The organism is Shinella sp. NM-101 (assembly GCF_021401195.1).
Classification (GTDB): domain Bacteria; phylum Pseudomonadota; class Alphaproteobacteria; order Rhizobiales; family Rhizobiaceae; genus Shinella.
Window position 1 is genome coordinate 1 of record NZ_JACBFT010000013.1, and the last position, 16200, is coordinate 16200.

The window sequence follows — 16200 nt, forward strand, 5'->3', positions numbered from 1 at the left end:
AAGTTCGTCCGCCGAATTATCGCGAAAAATCCGCCAATTCGACTAAAATCCGGTCATCAACTGCGAGTATGATTCGCCCTATATCAGAAGCTTACCGTCCGCCAGTGAACTATGAATGACATCCGAATCGTCGACGAAAACAGCGAAAATCACGCTCCGGAACACTCAGCGCCGTCTGACAGCACGGTCGTTTCCGCTGATGTTTCCGCGACCGAGGTGCCGGCCGGGGTCCCCTCCCCTCTTCCGGACGCCAGCGCACGCCTGCCGGCGCATCTGCAGGACCTGACCGACCGTGCCCGCACCTATGTCGAGGCGGCCTCGTCCGCTAACACCCGCCGCGCCTATGCGTCCGACTGGAAGCACTTTACCGCCTGGTGCCGGCGGCAGAACCTCTCCGCCCTCCCCCCGGACCCGCAGGTTGTCGGCCTCTACATCACCGCCTGCGCCTCTGGAACCGCAGAGCGCGGCATGAAGCCGAACACCGTCTCAACCATCGAGCGGCGCCTCGCCGCCATCGGCTGGAACTGTGCGCAGCGTGGGATTCCGCTGGATCGGAAGAACAGAGCGATCGCCACGGTGATGGCCGGCATTCGCAACACCCACGCGTCCCCGCCCCGACAGAAGGAAGCCATCCTGCCCGAAGATCTGATCGCCATGCTGGAAACGCTCGACCGCGGTTCACTGCGCGGCCTAAGAGACCGGGCGATGCTGCTGATCGGCTTTGCCGGCGGCCTGCGCCGATCCGAAATCACCGGGCTCGATCTCGGCCGCGACCAGACGGAGGACGGACGCGGCTGGATCGAGATCCTCGACAAGGGTCTGCTGGTGACGCTGCGCGGCAAGACCGGCTGGCGCGAAGCGGAGATTGGACGCGGCTCGGCCGACGCCACCTGCCCCGTCGCCGCCGTCGAAACCTGGATCAGGTTCGCTCGGATCGCAAAGGGTCCCGTTTTTCGCCGTGTCCGCGGCCAAGGTAAGGATGTCGGACCGGACCGTCTCAACGACCAGGAGGTGGCGCGCCTCGTCAAGAAGACGGCACTGGCGGCCGGCGTGCGCGGCGATCTTTCGGAGATCGAACGGGGGCTGAAGTTTTCTGGCCACTCACTGCGCGCCGGCCTCGCCTCGTCGGCCGAGGTCGACGAGCGCTATGTCCAGAAGCAGCTCGGCCACGCCAGCGCCGAAATGACCCGAAAATATCAACGCCGGCGCGACCGTTTCAGGGTGAATCTCACTAAAGCGGCCGGGCTCTAAAACACCCCTCCCCTACCGGCGGTCCGCTCAGATCTTTGAACCGTGTCGGGAGCGCTCTGCGATGCTGGAAAGATCGACTTTCTTGCCCGCCACATCCGCGACGATCTTCAACGTGCCGCCGAGGGATTCGACATAGTCGCGAAGCGTCGACAGCTTCATGTCGGCGCGCTTCTCCAGTCTCGAGACGTTGGTCTGCTTGAAACCGGTCGCGGCGGACACGTCTTCCTGCGTCCGTCCAGCGAGTGCCCGCAATTCACGCAAATTGTGCGCCGTGACAAGCTCGTCGGCACGCTTTGCAATGGCGCGCTGTTCGTCCTCAGGAAGCGTCTGTATCAGCTTGTCGAGATCATCCATGTTTCTTCTCCAACTCGCTCAAATGCTCGTCGTACCGTTTGTCCGCCAGATCGATCAGCCGTTTGTAGAAGAGCTTCTGGCTCATACCGCTCTTCGCACCACCACAGAGAACCACAGCCTTTCGCTCCGGATCGAAGGCAAAGGCGAACCGCCATTGCACCTTCAACACCTTGACGCGCAGCTCTTTCATGTTCGCATGTCTGGAGCCTTCGAGGGTGTCGACTTCAGGTCGTCCCAGTCGAAAGCCTTTCTCGCGAAGCAGCACCAAATGCGCGAGCAACTCGACCCGAACATCGGCTGGAAGGTCTGTGATCTCGCTTTTGAAGCGGTCATGAAACTCGACCTTCCATTCCGTCATTTCATATCCTGAATGATATAGATACTTTGGGATATATAATCCACATCCCCCCTCAAGGCAATAGGTAGCACTTCCTCCAGAAACGCCGACAACCGATCGGTTATCCGTATCCTCTGCATTTGGAAAACCGCTCAACTAACGACCTCTTAGACGCTCCAAATGGCCGCTGACACGCAAAATCGCATTTCTCGTCGACCACAGGGCCGCCTGATCGGCTACGCACGCGTCTCGACGGAGGAGCAGGCAACGCAAGCGCAAGAAATGGAACTGCGATCGGCCGGCTGCAGCGAGATCGTCCAAGAGCACGGTTCGAGCGCTTCGCGAGCCAGACCAGCTCTTGCAAAGCTGCTGCGCGAGATCGGCGCCGGCGACACGCTCGTGGTGGTTCGCCTCGACCGCCTTGCCCGATCCGTCAGCCATCTTCTCAAGGTGATCGAGGATTTGGCCGCCAAGAGGGCGCACTTCCGGTCGCTGCGGGATCCGATCGACACGACGACGCCCCAGGGCATGTTTTCGCTCCAGGTCCTCGGCGCGGTGGCGCAACTCGAGCGCGCGCTGATTTCCGAAAGAACTAAAGCAGGCATCACGGCGGCGAAGGCAAAAGGACGGATGCCAGGCAACCCGGGCCTCAGGGCAGGGACACCGGAGGTGCTGGCAAAGATGACGGCCGCGCAAAGGGCTGCCTATGGCGATCGGGTACAGGCGACGGCGAACCAATGGCTGCCAACCGTCCGGCGTATGCGGCCTGACCACACCTGGGACGACATCGCGCGCGTCCTGAAGCAACGTGGCTTCGACTGGACGCCCGAACGCTTGCGCCGGGCAGTGAAATGGCTCGTGGCCGAACACATGGCCGATCCGAGCTTGCTAAGGAAGTCCCCTCCTCGCCTTCCCGAAGATCGCCTGATGACTCTGGTCGCCGGCATTCATTCGAGCAATCCGAACCTGACCCTCCGCGAAATCGCTGCACGGCTCGAAAAGCTTAACGAGCGCACGCCGCGCGGAGGATCGAAGTGGTCGCCCTCCTCGGTGAAGAACCTCATCGACCGGGCTCGCCGGTCCGGCTTGATCGAAGCCGAAGTAGCTCGCCGCGGAGTGACCCCTGCCACCTATTAAGCCCTCGGCTTTCGCAGGGTTTTCAGCAACGCTTCCGAGACGCGCATCCCCCCGACGCCGTCCACCGGATCTGTCGGGTGCGGCGCATCCGTGTCAGCGGACTTCTGCGCGTCGAGCTTGGCTCGGAGCAAGGCCATGATCATCGGCCAGGTTGAGAATTTGCCGTCCCGGGCACGATCTGTCAGGCTGCGGAGGTAGCCGCCGGCGTTGTTGATCTGCTCAGCCCGCTGGTAGATCGCCGCAAGCGTGATCGCCGCATGCTGCTCGCCCAGGACCTCGCGTGCCTCCCGCCAAGCGCTCGGGCTAATCCCCAGCATCGGCCGGGCAAGCTCAACCGCGGCCAAAAAATCCCGCCAGTGCCGGATTTCGCCGCCGGGGGTCAGTTCTCGCACCCCAGGGCAGGCGTCCAGCACGATCCCCAAAGGCAATTCCCGCTTCGGCAAGCTCCGTACGTTGTCGGTTTCCGCAACGTTGCCGCCCGCTTCTACTTCTTCTCGAAAGCCGTTTTCAGATTCAAAAGTAAAATCTGGTTTTGAATTCTGTATGTGGCGTCCAGAATGGGACTCATTGGCGTCCGGATTCTCGTTTTTCACGAACGATTCCAACACGTCACGGATTTCGACGTAGAGTTCGTGAAGTTGCTGCCACACATCCTCTACGAGCTGGCGTGGCGCCGAGCGTGGCAAGCGACTCACGATCTGCTGGTAGGTCTGCGTGACCCTGCCCCAATTGCCAGGAACGTGCTCCTCAATCCCGGTCTCGATCAGCTTGACGATGTCGCGGCGCACGAGCGTCAAGCGCTCCTTCGCGACCCTGAATGCCTTCTTCTCAGTCTGCACCGCCAAAGCGAGGTCGCGGAATTCCTCTGCTCGCGCAACGATCGGCGAAAGATCAAACCCGTAAGCCTGCTCGATCTCCCCTCCCCTACCCTTGCGCGCGAAGCGCTTGCCGTTCGGGCTGTCGCGCCGAATAATGAGACCGCAGTCGACCAGCACGGCAAGATGCCGACGCAGCGTCGTCGGCGGCATCCCGTTGGCACGCGCCATAAGCTGTTCGTTGGATGGCCAGACGACAAGCTCGGCATCGCCCGTAAGAGCGGTTTCTGGATGGAAGGTCAGCAAAGCATTCAGGATCGCAAGCCCGCGATCTGTAGCGCCGATGAGTTCCCTCGCCTCGCGAATATGCTGGAAAACCTGCCACTTGTGAGCCACGGCGTCCGGCTTGATGGCTTTTGCCGCCATCTGGCTTGAAATTTGGCCGAGCGTCATCGGCCGCCGCCCGAAGGGCGTCGTCACGCTTCCCGATTGCATTTCTCTCTCACCTTTCTTTAGGCAAAAGAAATCCGCTCACCAAAACGGTGCCAAAGACTCTTGACTGGGATTCCGGGAAATGCGATTCTCGATCTTGCTACGGATAACGAGAAGGGCTTCCACGGTTTACCGCTTGGGGGCCTTTTTCTTTCGCGTTCTAGTCTCCATCAGCTTCAGATTTTGATCGCCTGTATTCGCTGTAAAGACGATCGATATGGGTCGATAGCCAGTCGCTGAAGGGCCGCGCCTCGGCGTTTGAGAGTTCGATGGCGACCTTCTTCGACTTCGCATTCATGACGAAACTCAACGAGCTGTCGCTCGCGATCCATTCCTTTTCGGCGGCGTCACGCTTGGGTTTTTTCGCTGCCGACTTGGCCTTGTACTTTTTCAAGTAGCCGAGAAGGTCGTCGAACCTCTTTTCTTCAGCGATCGCAATGAATTTATCCGAAGAGATGTAATCGCACGCGACCGCCAAGTGGGCGGGGTTGAGGAGGATCTGGCGTAGGTTGAGCCACTTGTCGCGACCGATCTTCTTCGCTGCGCCAAGCGCCTTGAGCATAACCGCTGGTACGACCTCGATGACGCTCAGCATCTTCGAGAGCATGGCTTCGTCGATCGCGAGTGACGACCTCACCACATCCTTCCCCATTCCGGTGGCCAGAAGGTTTTGGGCGAAGTAGGCCCGTTCGATGAACGAAAGGTTGGCGCGGGCAGAATTCTCTTGCCCTTGGGCAATCGCAGACGTGATGTCGTCGAGCGTCTTAACGACGGCTTTCACCGGTATCCCGAGTTCACGGGCGACCTTTAGACGGCGGTGGCCGAAGACCACCATGTAGCGCTGCGCATCCTTGGGACTCGGCCGAACAAGGATAGGGGTCGTTTGCCCTGATGCTTTGATGGCTTCTTTCAGCTCCTGATATTCTTCATCGTCGTCAGACAGGCGGTCCGCTACGAAGGAAACGTCAAGTGAACGAGGATCCAATTCCACGATCACTTCGCCTTCCATGAGCTTTTTGGCGTTCTCAGCCAGGTCCTCGATTGAGCGAACGACCGTCTTGGCGGCGCCAGTCATGCCGTAACCAGGTTTGGCAGGGGCCGCTTCCGCCGAGATCGAAGCGATATCCAATGCTGCAAAGGGATTCTTACGAGACATCATGGGCCTCCGGCTCCGCCTTCAACTCCGACAAGCTGCTGTTTATCCTTGCAAAAATGGCGAAAAAAACGGCTGACAAGTTTTTCATTTCCGCCCCCATGCGTTGTGGACCAGTTCCACGATTTCGCCATTCGCGGCGTTGAGACTTTCCATGGCGCGGTCATAAGTCGAACGAACAAACTCTCCCCTCTCGACCTCATAGAGCGTCTGCTTTTTAATGGAGGCGTCAGAAATCGCAGTGGATTTCAAGACAGGGTTCTTGAGCAAGTGCTGAGCGAACATGGACTGCATGAAACCGACCATTTGAGCCTGTGGAATGTCCGTTGGTTCAAATCGCGTGACGAGGTATCGGAACCATTCAACGCGAATTTGCGCTCCAGCCTCGGCAACAGGAGTCATAATTCCGCCGAGCATCATCAGGAACTGGCTCATCGACATAACGTCAAGCATCTGTGGATGGATGGTGATCAGAATGCCTGTCGAAGCCATCAAGGCTGTCAGGGTCAGGTAGCCGAGTTGGGGAGGGCAGTCGATGACCACCACATCGTACTTATCGTCAACCTCCTTCAAGGCGTTGACGATACGCATGTGAAACAGTCGACCTTCAGCGCCGTTTTGTGACGAAATCGCCAGTGGCACGTCATACTCATATTCCTGCAAGATCAGGCTTGCAGGAACGACGTCCAGGCCGGGGATATTGGTCCTCTGAATGATCTCGGAGATCGATCTGCGTTCCTCGTCAAAGCGGAGCGCTTCGTACAAAGAGGCTACTTCATCTAGCTCAGGCTGAATGCCGAAGAGCGATGTCAAGGATGCCTGGGGATCAAGGTCGATAGCGAGGACACGGTGCCCGGTGAGGGCAAGATACTGCGCCAAATGTGCAGCAGTGGTGGTCTTGCCGCTACCACCTTTGAAGTTTACGACGGACAAGACCTGCAGCGGCTCCCCCGGCCTTCGCTGCGGCATGTAATGCCTTTTGTCCGATTTCTTGTTGGCCTCCAGATATTCACGAAGCTCGAGCATCTGTTCGGCAGTATAATAGCGCCGACCGCCAATGGTCTCGATCTCCGGACCCTTGCCCTCGGAATGGATTTGTCTGAGATGGCTTTGAGTGACCCCCATGAACTCGGCCACTTCGCCGAGCTGAAACTTTCTCAATCCCTTGCGAGCGTCGGGCGGATATTGTTGACTGCGCAACATATGCAGCGCGTTCGAAATCTTTGACCCTTGTTGGGCGATCTCGAGATCAAATCGGTTGGGCTCCGGGTGGCTCATTTCGCAAACTATTTCCTAGGTAGCAACACTTTCGAAAAAATGGCCGGGCGGCCATCATTTGCGCAACTATCAGCCGATTCTGACAACGCTGCAAGACATTTAAGGTTAACAACAGGTTAACGCGCTTTTGCGCCATTCAAGCCGAAAGCGGATTCATCAATCATTATCTTGTAGTTAGCCTGCCTCCCATTGTTCGCAGGGGGTTGTAGGAAATGCAGATCTGCACCTCTTATCAACATTTTAGAACCCGGCATTCGGCCGGCTTTCGACAGCTATAGCGCCGATTCGGTAGAATCACCGGGTGCAAATCTGCACATAGCCACACGCATCGCGAGATGATTTCTCTCCGCCTGACCAGTTCATGCGGAGATCACTATGCAGATTCTGAGCATCTCGGCCGACCACTACGCGAGTAACCACCACTATCTGAACCAGATGCACCAGTTAAGGGCCGCGGTGTTTGGCGACCGCCTGGAATGGGAGATCACCGTCACCGAACAGGGAGAGCGGGATCAGTACGATGATCTCCGCCCAACCTACATCCTGGCGATCTTCACCGATCAGAAGGTGGTCGGCTGCGCACGCCTGTTGCCTGCATCTGGCCCGACGATGCTGGAACGGACATTCCCGCAACTGCTGGAGCGCGGCTCGCTTGATGCCCATGTAGCGGTGGTCGAGAGCTCACGCTTCTGCGTGGACACGTCGCTTCCGGCGGGGAGGGGAGGGACCCTCCATCAGGCGACGCTCACCATGCTCGCCGGTATCATCGAATGGTCGATGTCGAACGGATACACGGAGATCGTCACCGCCACTGATCTTCGCTTCGAACGCATCCTGAGGCGGGCAGGATGGCCGATGCGCCGCCTCGGCGACCCTGTGGCCATCGGCAATACGATCGCCGTCGCGGGCAGCCTGCCGGCCGATCGCGCGAGCTTCGATCAGGTCTGCCCGCCAGGTTATCACTCGATCATCGAGCATGGTGACGCTGGTCTCTTCAGGAGCGCGGCGTGACCCAGCTCCGATCACATCCCCGCCTCGTTCGCAAGCTCCAGGACGCGCTCGGTGACCAGCTCTGCGTCGCTCTCGACGATGCAACGGTCGTCGAGATCATGCTCAATCCCGATGGAAGGCTGTTCATCGAACGACTGGGGCACGGCGTTGCCCCGGCCGGCGCGATGAGTGCCGCCACCGCCGAAGTCGTCATCGGCAGCGTCGCCCATGCGCTGCAATCGGAAGCCGACGACGAGCAACCGATCATTTCCGGCGAACTGCCGATCGGCGGACATCGGTTCGAGGGCTTGCTGCCGCCGGTGGTATCGGCGCCTGCGTTCACGATCCGGAGACGGGCGTCGCGGCTCATCCCGCTCGATGACTACGTCAAGTCGAAAGTCATGACGGAGGCGCAGGCCTCTGTGCTGCGAAGCGCGATCGCGTCGCGCATGAACATCGTCATTTCCGGCGGAACCGGCTCGGGCAAGACGACGCTTGCAAATGCCGTCATCGCCGAGATCGTCGCAACGGCGCCGGAGGATCGTATGGTCATTCTGGAAGACACCGCCGAAATCCAGTGCGCGGCGGAAAACGCCGTGTCGCTGCACACCACCGATACTGTCGATATGGCCCGGCTCCTGAAGAGCACAATGCGTCTCAGACCGGACCGCATCATCGTCGGCGAGGTCCGCGACGGCGCCGCACTGACACTGCTCAAGGCATGGAACACCGGTCACCCGGGCGGCGTCACCACCATCCATTCCAACACGGCGATGTCGGCCCTGCGCCGGCTGGAGCAACTGACCGCGGAAGCGAGCCAGCAGCCCATGCAGGAAGTGATCGGCGAGGCGGTCGACCTAGTCGTCTCCATCGAGCGCACGGGGAAGGGGCGGCGGGTCCGCGAAGTGATCCATGTCGAGGGTTTCGGCAATGCCCACTACCGAACCGAACATTACGCCCAGATCGATGAGGACAGCCATGTCGCATAAGAGAAAGATCCCGCTCGCCTGCGCGGCGCTCGCCGCCATCTCTATCAGCCTGGCAGATCCGGCACTGGCTTCCTCGGGTGGCGGTGGTCTTCCATGGGAGTCACCGCTGCAGCAGATCCAGCAATCCATTACCGGGCCCGTCGCCGGCTTCATCGCTCTGGCAGCTGTGGCAATCGCTGGCGCCATGCTGATCTTCGGCGGCGAGCTCAATGATTTCGCGAGAAGGCTTTGCTACGTCGCCCTTGTCGGCGGTGTTCTGCTGGGTGCCACACAGATCGTCGCCCTCTTCGGTGCGACCGGCGCCAGCATCGGCGAGGCCGAAGTGCAATCGGCGCCTGACATCACCGAGCCGACGGCCACACTTCACACGGAAGGGGAGGGGGCTCATGGCTGAGCCCGCCTCCAACCTCTCCCGCTCGCGCGTGCACAGGGCGCTGTCGCGTCCGAACCTGCTGATGGGTGCCGACCGCGAGCTCGTGTTGTTGACCGCGCTCGCGGCCGTCATCCTGATCTTCGTCGTGCTGACCTGGTACGCGGCGCTCTTCGGTATCGCGATCTGGCTGATCGCTGTCGCGGGGCTGCGCATGATGGCAAAGGCCGATCCTCTCATGCGGCGGGTCTATATCCGGCACATCTCTTACAAGACGTTCTATCGCGCGACATCGTCGCCCTGGCGCAGGTTCTGAGGAATCGCGATGGTGGCCCTCAAATCTTTCCGTCATTCGGGACCGTCGTTTGCCGATCTGGTGCCCTATGCCGGCCTGGTCGACAACGGCGTGATCCTGCTCAAGGACGGCTCGCTGATGGCCGGCTGGTATTTCGCCGGGCCGGACAGCGAGAGCTCGACCGACGCCGAGCGCAACGAGGTGTCGCGGCAGATTAACGCGATCTTGGCTCGGCTCGGCTCCGGATGGATGATCCAGGTCGAGGCCGTCCGGGTACCGACAGGCGATTATCCGGCCGACGATGATTGCCACTTCCCCGATCCGGTCACGCGGGCGATGGACGCCGAACGGCGAGCGCATTTCCAGAAGGAGAGGGGGCATTTCGAGAGCCGGCACGCACTGATCCTGACCTGGCGGCCGCCGGAGCCGCGGCGCTCGGGGCTGACCCGCTATGTCTATTCGGATGCGGCTAGTCGTTCCGCCACTTATGCCGACAAGGCGCTCGAAAGCTTCCTGACGTCGATCCGCGAGGTCGAGCAATATCTCGCGAACGTTGTGTCGATCCGCCGGATGATGACACGCGAGGCGCAAGAGCGCGGCGGTTTTAGGGTCGTCCGCTATGACGAACTGTTCCAGTTCATCCGCTTCTGCATCACCGGCGAGAACCATCCGGTGCGCTTGCCCGAGATCCCGATGTATCTCGACTGGCTGGTGACGGCCGAGTTGCAGCACGGGTTGACGCCGCTGGTCGAGAACCGCTTTCTCGGCGTCGTGGCGATCGACGGCCTGCCGGCGGAAAGCTGGCCTGGTATCCTGAACAGCCTCGACCTGATGCCGCTCAGCTATCGCTGGTCATCGCGTTTCGTATTCCTCGATGCCGAGGAGGCGAGGGCAAGACTCGAGCGCACCCGCAAGAAATGGCAGCAGAAAGTCAGGCCCTTCTTCGATCAGCTCTTCCAGACCCAATCCCGTTCGGTCGATCAGGACGCCATAATGATGGTTGCCGAGACCGAGGACGCAATCGCCGAAGCGGCGTCGCAACTCGTCGCCTATGGCTACTATACGCCTGTCATCGTGCTTTTCGACGAGCAGCAGGCTCGCTGCCAAGAGAAGTGCGAGGCTGTTCGCCGGCTGATCCAGGCGGAAGGTTTCGGTGCACGGATCGAAACGCTGAATGCGACTGATGCCTTTCTCGGCAGCCTGCCGGGCGTTTCCTATGCCAATACTCGCGAACCGCTGATCAATACGCGCAATCTCGCCGATCTTATCCCGCTCAATAGCGTCTGGTCGGGAAGCCCGACGGCGCCTTGCCCGTTCTATCCGCCTGGCTCACCGCCGCTGATGCAGGTTGCCAGCGGCTCAACGCCGTTCCGGCTGAATCTGCATGTCGACGATGTCGGGCACACGCTGATCTTCGGGCCGACCGGTTCGGGTAAGTCGACCCTGCTGGCACTGATCGCCGCGCAGTTCCGGCGCTACAGCCAAGCCCAGGTCTTCGCCTTCGACAAGGGCGGCTCGATGCTGCCGCTGACGCTTGCACTCAATGGCGATCACTACCAGATCGGCGGCGATATCGGTCCAGCAGGAGAGGGGAGGGCGCTGGCTTTCTGCCCGCTTGCCGAACTTTCGACTGATGGCGACCGCGCATGGGCGACGGAGTGGATCGAAACGCTGGTCGCGCTGCAGGGTGTGACGATCACACCCGACTATCGTAACGCCATCTCCCGGCAGATCGGGCTGATGGCGGAATCGCGCGGCCGCTCCCTCTCTGACTTCGTGTCCGGTGTTCAGATGCGCGAGGTCAAGGACGCGCTGCACCACTACACGGTCGACGGCCCGATGGGGCAGTTGCTTGATGCCGAGGAGGACGGCCTCGCGCTGGGCGTCTTCCAGTGCTTCGAGATCGAGGAACTGATGAACATGGGCGAACGCAATCTCGTGCCCGTCCTCACCTACCTGTTCCGCCGCATCGAGAAACGGCTGACCGGCGCCCCCAGCCTGATCATCCTCGACGAGGCCTGGCTGATGCTCGGCCATCCCGTCTTCCGCGACAAGATCCGCGAGTGGCTGAAGGTGTTGCGCAAGGCCAACTGCGCCGTGGTGCTTGCAACCCAGTCGATCTCGGATGCGGAACGCTCCGGCATCATCGATGTGTTGAAGGAATCCTGCCCGACAAAAATCTGCCTGCCGAATGGCGCGGCGCGGGAGCCTGGCACCCGTGAGTTCTATGAACGCATCGGCTTCAACGAGCGGCAGATCGAGATCGTCGCGACGGCACTCCCCAAGCGCGAATACTACGTCGTCTCGCCTGAGGGACGTCGACTGTTCGACATGGCGCTCGGTCCCGTCGCACTCTCCTTCGTCGGGGCGTCCGGCAAGGAAGATTTGAAGCGCATTCGCGCCCTGCATTCCGAACACGGGGCCGCATGGCCTCTCCACTGGCTCCAGCAAAGGGGGATCGCCCATGTCGAAACACTCTTCCCGGCCAAGTGAGGTGGCGTGCGCCGCCGTCATCGCGGCGATCATCCTCTCCACCGCGCTACCGGCGTCGGCTTATGCCGGCGGCGTCACCGGCCAAGCGACCGAATGGACGCAGCTCGCCAACAATGCCGAACTGGTTTCGCTGGTCGGCAAGTCCGCGGAGCAGGTGAACAACCAGATCACCCAGATCTCTCAGCTTGCCGAGCAGATCCAGAACCAGCTCAACATCTACAACAATCTCCTGCAGAACACGGCCCAGCTGCCGAACCATATCTGGGGGCAGGTCGAAAACGACCTGAAGAGACTGCAGAACGTGATCGCGCAGGGGCAGGGCGTCGCCTTCTCGATGGGCAATATCGACGACGTGCTCAAGCAGCGTTTCCAGAGTTTTGCCGAGATGAAGAGCAATCTGCCTGATGGAGCCAGCTTCTCCGCGACGTATCAAACCTGGTCGGATACCAATCGCGACACGATCGCCGGAACACTGAAGGCGGCGAACCTGACGGCCGACCAGTTTTCCAGCGAAGAGAGCACGATGGCGTCGCTGCGCTCGATGTCGGAATCCGCCGACGGACAGATGAAGGCGCTGCAGGTCGGGCATCAGATCGCCGCACAGCAGGTCGCGCAGATGCAGAAGCTGCGCGGTCTCGTCTCTCAGCAGATGACCATGATGGGCACCTGGTTCCAGTCCGAGCAGGCCCAAAAGGATCTCGCTCAGGCCCGTCACGAACAGTTCTTCAGCGCAACCGAACGCGACATCCGCAGCGGTCAGACGATGGAGCCCCGCTGGTGAGCCCGCGTCTGGTCATCATCCTCGCATTGGCGGGGATCGCCGCGCTCAGTGCCGGCGTCGTCACCTGGATCGTGGTCCAGCCGCGTCCGGCGCCCGTGTCCGGATCAGGCGCGGCCGCTACACAACCCGCTTCAGATACTGAACGCCGAGAACACCGGGAAAAGTTCTTCAGCGGCGATCCGGACCGCGACATCCGCAGCGGCCAGGAGATGAAGCCGCGATGGTGATCGTCCGTCCCTCCCGGAAGCTGGAGCTCGCGTTCATTTCGATCGGCCTCATCCTGTTGGTGACGACACCGGCACTTGCCCAACAGGGTTCCGTCCTGACCACACTGGAAAACTCCGTCGTCACGGCCGCGAAAGGCTGGGAGACAACGGTGATGAACGCGGCGCGTTCGCTGTTCTGGATCCTTGCCGGCATCGAGGTCGGAATCGCCGCCGTGTGGCTGGCGATCAACGCCGCCTCGCTCGACAGCTGGTTCGCCGAACTCGTCCGGCGGATCATGTTCATCGGCCTCTTCGCCTTCATTCTCGACCAGGGACCGTCCTTCGCCAAGGCCGTCGTCGACAGCCTCTTTCAGATCGGCGCCGGCGGCGGCTCGGCCTCACCGGCAAACATCTTCGACGCCGGTATCCGGGTCGCGACCAAGATGTCGGAACAGGCAAAGTTCGGACTCTGGGAAGACAATGCACTGGCAATCGCCGCGGTCTTCGCCATGGTCGTGGTCGTCGTCTCCTTCTCGTTGGTTGCCGCGATTTTCGTCGCCGTGATGGTCGAGATGTATGTCGGCCTGCTCGCCGGCATGATCATGCTCGGTCTCGGCGGCTCGTCCTTCACCAAAGATTTCGCGGTCAAATATCTGGTCTACGCCTTCTCCGTCGGCATGAAGCTGATGGCGCTGGTGATGATCGCCAAGATCGGCTCGGACATCCTGCTAGGCTTGGCCGAGGCGCCGACTGCGACCTCCGAGCAGTTCATCACCACGCTTGCCATCGCCGGCATCTCGGTCGTGGTCTTCGTGATCGCCATGTATGTCCCACCGATCCTGCAGGGCGTGGTCCAGGGCGCCTCGATTGCGGGCGGCATGGAAGCGATCCGCCACGGCGGCCAGGCCGCGACATTCGCGGCCGGCGGCGCTTTCCTTGGCGCGAGTGCCGCAACGAAAGGAGCGCAGACGGCTAGCTCGGCGAGGGCAGGGGGCTCTTCGTTGGCTGGAGCGGCGCTGCGTGGCATGGCATCGGGGATCGGAAATGCCGGATGGGCCGCAGGATCCGCGGCGAAGGATAAGGCGATCGCCTCTCCCGGCGCCTATGCCGGATCGCTGCTTGGCCTCGCCAACGCCAAGCTCGACCAGACGCGACAGCCGGGCCAGCCCGCGCCGCCACCTCCGCCGCCGCCCATCAACGAGAACAAATAGCTGGAGGCTCATCACCCATGGCCGGACGCAATCCGCCAAATAATTCCCCTATCGCCAATCCCTATCTCGCCGCGCGCAACGAATGGAACGAGCGCTATGGCTCCTATGTAGAGGCGGCCGTGGCCTGGCGCATCGTCGGTATCACCGGCATGACCATGGCGGTGATCGGCTTCGGCTACGCGCTTTATCAAAGCACGCAGGTGAAACTCGTTCCCTATATCGTAGAGGTCGACAAGCTCGGCACGGCCTCCAATGCCGGCTTCCCGCAGCAGATCGAATATGCCGACCCCCGTGTAGTGCGCGCCACGCTCGGCAGCTTTGTTTCGAATTTCCGGAGCGTGACGCCGGACGCGGTCGTCCAGAAGCAATATATCGACCGGACGTATGCGCTGCTCAGGACCTCGGACCCGGCGACCGAGAAGGTCAACGCCTGGTTCCGTTCCAATTCTCCCTTCGAAAAGGCGAAGACCGCGACGGTGGCGGTCGAGGTCAACAACATCGTCGCACTATCGAACCAGTCCTATCAGGTCGACTGGACCGAGTTCGAGCGCGACCGCCGCGGCAAAGAGACGGCGGTGCGCCGCTTCCGCGGCATCGCCACCGTTACCCTCACGCCGCCGCAGGATGAGGGCGTCATACGGCTCAACCCCATCGGTCTCTATCTCCGCGACTTCGACTGGACAGCGCAGCTTTGAAAGGCATGGCCCCGAACATGAATATCCGACACAAAAGAATACGGGCTACCCTGTCTGCTGGCGCGATTCTTTCGCTGATTTTCCCCGCCATGGCTGTGGTGACATCTCACGCACTTGCGGCCGACGGCGTCACCGCGAACGAGGCGAAGGGCATGGGCATCTCCGGCCAGTGGCGCGGATCGCGTGGTCTCGTGACCAAGGGAGCCGACGGCAAGGTGATTTTTCTTTTTGGCGAGGTGCAGCCGTCGGTCGTCTGCTCACCGCTGCAGGTCTGCGACATCGAGCTCCAGGGTGGCGAGGTGGTTCGCGATGTCTTGGTCGGCGACACCGTGCGGTGGAAGGTGGAACCGGCCACGTCAGGGGCGGCGGGCGGCCAGGCGATCCATCTGATCGTCAAACCGTCGGAACCGGGGCTGGTGACCTCGATGGTGGTGACGACATCTCGGCGGACCTACCATATCCAGCTCAAGTCGCATTCGAGCCAATATATGGCCCGCGTCGGTTTCGAATATCCGGAAGATGTCTCGGCGAAACTCGCTGATATCAATGCCCGGCTCGAAGCGAGCATCATTCCCGGCGCCGGTGTTCCGGCCGAGCAGCTCAACTTTTCCTACTCGGTCTCGGGCAGGGCCGGCTGGCGGCCGACGCGGGTCTATTCCGATGGGCTGAAAACCTACATCCAGTTCCCGCGCTCGATCTCCGGCCAGGATGCGCCGGTGTTGTTCGTCACCTCCGGCGGGCAAAACCGGATCGTCAACTACCGGATGAAAGGCGACATGATGGTGGTCGACTATCATATCGATCGCGCGGTGCTCGTCTCGGGCGTCGGCTGGAAACAGGAGAAGGTGTCGATCAGAAGGGGAGGGCGATGATGCAAACCTTTCCGCACTATCTCCTCTTGCGCCCCATCCGCGCCCTTGCCGCAACCTGTACCTTCACCATCCTCCTCTCCGGATGCCAGACGATGGGGACCGGCGGTCTCGTCGCCAGCGCCGCGCCGACGGAGGTCTCCGGTCCGGCTGCAAGCGCCATTGCCGGCGATATGGTTAGTCGCCTTGCCGAACAGATCGGACCCGGCAAGGCAACCGTCGGCCTAAAACCGGATACCTCGCCCTTCGGCCAGGCGCTCGAAACCGCACTCAAGGGATGGGGTTACGCCGTAGTCACCAATCAGAAGACGGACAGCGGTGCGAAGGTTATCCCGCTCGCCTATGTGATCGTGCCATTCGACGGGCAAGTGCTGGCGCGTCTTTCGACCGATAGTGTCGAACTGGGCCGGGCCTACACCCTCACGGCAAGCGGCGCGACGCCGGCGAGCGCGCTCTCGCTGATGCGACGCGGCTGAGGGGAGGC

18 protein-coding genes are annotated in these 16200 nt (G+C 61.1%); 13 read left to right on the forward strand and 5 right to left on the reverse strand.

Annotated elements, in window-relative coordinates; all coding sequences use genetic code 11:
• The first annotated feature begins 111 nt into the window (after positions 1-111).
• Complete coding sequence (locus tag L0976_RS20845; protein WP_234189141.1) at positions 112-1251, forward strand: site-specific integrase; 1140 nt, start codon at positions 112-114, stop codon at positions 1249-1251.
• 27 nt (positions 1252-1278) lie between these two features.
• Here the strand turns inward: L0976_RS20845 and L0976_RS20850 are convergent, their stop codons facing one another.
• Together L0976_RS20850 and L0976_RS20855 are read right to left on the reverse strand one after the other, a co-directional pair.
• On the reverse strand, positions 1279-1605 hold the full coding sequence (locus tag L0976_RS20850) for a helix-turn-helix transcriptional regulator (protein ID WP_160787904.1): 327 nt from the start codon (positions 1603-1605) through the stop codon (positions 1279-1281).
• Entirely contained in the window at positions 1598-1963 is a 366-nt protein-coding gene (locus tag L0976_RS20855) for a type II toxin-antitoxin system RelE/ParE family toxin (protein ID WP_160787929.1), read from the reverse strand. Before L0976_RS20855 ends, L0976_RS20850 begins: the two co-directional genes overlap by 8 nt.
• A 159-nt stretch (positions 1964-2122) precedes the next feature.
• Between L0976_RS20855 and L0976_RS20860 the strand changes: the two genes are divergently transcribed.
• Entirely contained in the window at positions 2123-3079 is a 957-nt protein-coding gene (locus L0976_RS20860; RefSeq protein WP_234189142.1) for a recombinase family protein, read from the forward strand.
• On the opposite strand, the gene repC is transcribed toward L0976_RS20860, so the two are convergent.
• The 3 genes from repC to repA form a co-directional block, all read right to left on the reverse strand.
• Entirely contained in the window at positions 3076-4389 is a 1314-nt protein-coding gene (repC, locus tag L0976_RS20865) for a plasmid replication protein RepC (protein ID WP_234189143.1), read from the reverse strand. The two genes, L0976_RS20860 and repC, sit on opposite strands and share 4 nt — an antisense overlap.
• Positions 4390-4546: 157 nt before the next feature.
• Positions 4547-5542 carry a plasmid partitioning protein RepB gene (repB, locus tag L0976_RS20870; protein ID WP_234189203.1) on the reverse strand — a complete coding sequence of 332 codons (996 nt, stop codon included), beginning with the start codon at positions 5540-5542 and terminating at the stop codon, positions 4547-4549.
• A gap of 84 nt (positions 5543-5626) precedes the next feature.
• A complete protein-coding gene (gene repA / locus L0976_RS20875; protein WP_234189144.1) occupies positions 5627-6817 on the reverse strand; it encodes a plasmid partitioning protein RepA in 1191 nt (396 codons plus the stop codon).
• 375 nt (positions 6818-7192) lie between these two features.
• Here repA and traI point away from each other — a divergent pair, with 375 nt between their 5' ends.
• From traI to trbH, 11 genes are read left to right on the forward strand one after another with little or no spacing between them, the layout of a single operon-like run.
• Positions 7193-7828 (forward strand): acyl-homoserine-lactone synthase TraI, encoded by a 636-nt coding sequence (gene traI / locus L0976_RS20880; protein WP_234189145.1) that lies wholly within the window; start codon positions 7193-7195, stop codon positions 7826-7828.
• The gene (gene trbB, locus L0976_RS20885) at positions 7825-8796 is read left to right on the forward strand and encodes a P-type conjugative transfer ATPase TrbB (RefSeq protein ID WP_234189146.1); all 972 of its coding nucleotides are present in this window, start codon (positions 7825-7827) and stop codon (positions 8794-8796) included. Before traI ends, trbB begins: the two co-directional genes overlap by 4 nt.
• The gene (trbC, locus tag L0976_RS20890) at positions 8786-9190 is read left to right on the forward strand and encodes a conjugal transfer pilin TrbC (protein ID WP_234189147.1); all 405 of its coding nucleotides are present in this window, start codon (positions 8786-8788) and stop codon (positions 9188-9190) included. The genes trbB and trbC overlap by 11 nt, the downstream gene beginning before the upstream one ends.
• Complete coding sequence (locus tag L0976_RS20895; protein ID WP_234189148.1) at positions 9183-9482, forward strand: conjugal transfer protein TrbD; 300 nt, start codon at positions 9183-9185, stop codon at positions 9480-9482. The genes trbC and L0976_RS20895 overlap by 8 nt, the downstream gene beginning before the upstream one ends.
• Positions 9483-9491: 9 nt before the next feature.
• On the forward strand, positions 9492-11954 hold the full coding sequence (locus tag L0976_RS20900) for a conjugal transfer protein TrbE (protein ID WP_234189149.1): 2463 nt from the start codon (positions 9492-9494) through the stop codon (positions 11952-11954).
• Entirely contained in the window at positions 11926-12735 is an 810-nt protein-coding gene (gene trbJ, locus L0976_RS20905) for a P-type conjugative transfer protein TrbJ (protein ID WP_234189150.1), read from the forward strand. Before L0976_RS20900 ends, trbJ begins: the two co-directional genes overlap by 29 nt.
• A complete protein-coding gene (gene trbK / locus L0976_RS20910; RefSeq protein ID WP_234189151.1) occupies positions 12732-12962 on the forward strand; it encodes an entry exclusion protein TrbK in 231 nt (76 codons plus the stop codon). The genes trbJ and trbK overlap by 4 nt, the downstream gene beginning before the upstream one ends.
• Entirely contained in the window at positions 12956-14152 is a 1197-nt protein-coding gene (gene trbL / locus L0976_RS20915; RefSeq protein ID WP_234189152.1) for a P-type conjugative transfer protein TrbL, read from the forward strand. The genes trbK and trbL overlap by 7 nt, the downstream gene beginning before the upstream one ends.
• 17 nt (positions 14153-14169) lie before the next feature.
• Positions 14170-14847 carry a conjugal transfer protein TrbF gene (locus L0976_RS20920; protein WP_234189153.1) on the forward strand — a complete coding sequence of 226 codons (678 nt, stop codon included), beginning with the start codon at positions 14170-14172 and terminating at the stop codon, positions 14845-14847.
• Positions 14848-14864: 17 nt separating this feature from the next.
• Entirely contained in the window at positions 14865-15719 is an 855-nt protein-coding gene (gene trbG, locus L0976_RS20925; RefSeq protein ID WP_234189154.1) for a P-type conjugative transfer protein TrbG, read from the forward strand.
• A complete protein-coding gene (gene trbH / locus L0976_RS20930; protein WP_234189155.1) occupies positions 15716-16192 on the forward strand; it encodes a conjugal transfer protein TrbH in 477 nt (158 codons plus the stop codon). The genes trbG and trbH overlap by 4 nt, the downstream gene beginning before the upstream one ends.
• Positions 16193-16200: the final 8 nt, after the last annotated feature.